The sequence below is a fragment of the Anaerosporobacter sp. genome (assembly GCF_965301125.1).
Window position 1 is genome coordinate 1 of the sequence record NZ_CBDLAM010000330.1, and the last position, 2409, is coordinate 2409.

The 2409-nt window shown below is 34.0% G+C and carries 3 protein-coding genes; 1 reads left to right on the forward strand and 2 read right to left on the reverse strand.

The features are described from left to right. Nucleotides 1-94: 94 nt before the first annotated feature. Complete coding sequence (locus ACW2QF_RS19510) at nucleotides 95-670, reverse strand: nucleotidyltransferase family protein (protein ID WP_455717684.1); 576 nt, start codon at nucleotides 668-670, stop codon at nucleotides 95-97. Between the two features lie 131 nt (nucleotides 671-801). On the opposite strand from ACW2QF_RS19510, the gene ACW2QF_RS19515 reads away from it, so the two are divergent. After that, on the forward strand, nucleotides 802-1197 hold the full coding sequence (locus tag ACW2QF_RS19515) for a hypothetical protein (RefSeq protein WP_455717685.1): 396 nt from the start codon (nucleotides 802-804) through the stop codon (nucleotides 1195-1197). A gap of 586 nt (nucleotides 1198-1783) precedes the next feature. On the opposite strand, the gene ACW2QF_RS19520 is transcribed toward ACW2QF_RS19515, so the two are convergent. Beyond that, the gene (locus tag ACW2QF_RS19520; protein ID WP_455717686.1) at nucleotides 1784-2071 is read right to left on the reverse strand and encodes a hypothetical protein; all 288 of its coding nucleotides are present in this window, start codon (nucleotides 2069-2071) and stop codon (nucleotides 1784-1786) included. Nucleotides 2072-2409 lie beyond the last annotated feature (338 nt).

The following is a 2409-nucleotide window of genomic DNA, read 5'->3' on the forward strand; positions in this document are numbered from 1 at the left end:
ACAAAAAAGGCATTAATCCCTTCTGGATCAACGGCCCCGTTTGTTCTATATCAACCCATATTTATTAAATTGAATTGTTTACAACTAATATGGTTTACCAAGGAACCACCATAAGTTTTGGCCATTTTTCTCGCCATTTCTGTACTTTATTTTCATAGATTTCTCTAGTTATCAACAGTTTATTTGGTCTCACTACCATAGAAAATAAATCATCCAATTCGTAAGGTGCGTAGATTTTGCATGTTCCATCTTGTTCTTGTCTTAATCCCAGAGCAGTTGCAGTGGTTGGCCAACTATCTATTGCTTCTTCAAGAGAATGGTATGGCTTTATGGGAAATCCAAACTTTTTCTCATACCAAAGGTGTACTCTTGCCTGGTTTTTCACATCTAGCTTAAATTGAAAATCTCCGAGTAGATTTAACAATCTTTCCTTGAGTTTCTTCTCACTCTCGGAAGTTATATCCTCAGGTGCATAATAAACTATATCAATATCTGAAATACCATATTCAAGAGGATAGCCAGAGATATCATTCCAAACCGTGTTTGTAATACAGCCTGCCCCAACATAATAATCTGAACGCAGAATTGTATCTTTAAGAACCTTAATAAGCCTCATTAATGGTTCATTTTTTGATATGATCTCCACTAATAATTCCTCATACACTTCCATTTGTTCCTCCTATTATATTTCTTGCAACCGGTATTTTAGCAGCTACAAAAATCATAAATATTTTACAGCAAGTGTTATTATAGATAAAATCAATATATGGATAAATTTAACATAATCAAGGAGCGGAATACGTGAAAAAAACGTTAAGTATCATTCTATTACCATTGTTAGGTGTTCTAATATATTTTATGTTTATTAGACAAGATGAACTAATAGTAAGAATCAATAACGGTTCTGATAAAGACATTTCTGGATTACAATTAGTTACCAATGACGATCTATTACTAGTAGACGTATATACAATAAAAGCAGGTGAAGAAGAAGATTATATTATTGAATTACCAGAGGATTTTGACGAAGCTTCCATTAACGTGTCTTATGTGGACAAGCAGGGGAATGAACATAACGAAGTAATTCTTGGCTATGTTGAGAAAGGTTATATAGGTAATGGTGAAGTTAGCATACACTCTATAGATGACAATGGAATTTTAGAAATGACTATAGAGGGTGAAACCAATATATTCTAATGATAAAACTCTTTTAAAATGTTGAATTGTCGAAAAGGGCTTGTCTCACTCTGGGCATTAATTCTTCTTAGACTAATTCTGTTAAATAGCAACAATCAACATTTAACACTTTAGTAACTGTTTCCATCCCTCCCTCTGTCACTCTATAGTAACCCTATTATAGATTTGGATGCTCATAATTTCATATCCCAAAGAACGGAGGGAGTCGGACACCTATATCAAACAATACATCAAGGACATAGAGGAAAAGCACAACCAAGACACAAATACCAATAATCGTTTCCCATATTATGCTATGTTCATTTACTGCCGCTTTTTCTTTACTTTTCTTCTTTCTGTATAAGAATTGCACTTTTCTTTGCTTATAATTTTTGTCTTGTTTGTTAGGATACACTCGTATCACTTCCGTTCCCCGAATAATTTTCCATTATGTCTTACAGAACTTCTCTATTTACAACTAATATCTTCTTCCACTATAGTCTCTCAATGAACAGAGCGATATCTCTTGTTTTTTCTGCTTTAGCACTAGATTGTCTGCCCCGATAGTTGCATAAGAAAAGACCATCACTTTGACAGGTGTGATCTTCTACCAATGTTTTTTGATTTTTTTAATACCCGACACTACAAGGGCAAAAAGCAAGACGAGAAAACTGTTATAAAAAAAATACGTAGCAAAATTACTAAAAAAAAATTCAGCAAAACCAACATCAAAAACCGATACAGCACAAACAACCCCAATTGCCCCAAATACTCCAGCTGATATTAAAATAACCAACGCTGCTAAATATAGGTTTCTACTTTTTTTGAAGACGAGGAACCCGATGAGATTTGCTGTAACGATAAAAATGGCGTATGCTACAATGAATATATTCAATAAATCACCTCTGTTATTTCTGTTATCCGTTTATGATTCAACTGTTCAATTAGTTCTAGATTTATATATGAAAATCCTTCTCCCGCTAAACTGCCCCGCTTTAAAAAAGGCATCAATCCCTTCTGGATTAACACCCGCGTTAGTTTAAGTACAATATTCCACAAATCGAATTGGTACTAAAGCGTCTCACCCAATTTCTGAATCTTTGAGCGGGAAATTAAATACACATTGCCTAAAAAGTCGATTTTGTCTCCTTTTACACGGATTGCACAATCTTTGTTAAAGCGCTTGCTCCCATTATAACGGCTCTGCTTTTTTTAATAGAATCAGACAATTCA

What these genes read in the sequence shown, in the direction of transcription:
- ACW2QF_RS19510 (WP_455717684.1), bottom strand. Translation starts at nt 670, where the DNA reads ATGGAAGTGTATGAGGAATTATTAGTGGAGATCATATCAAAAAATGAA.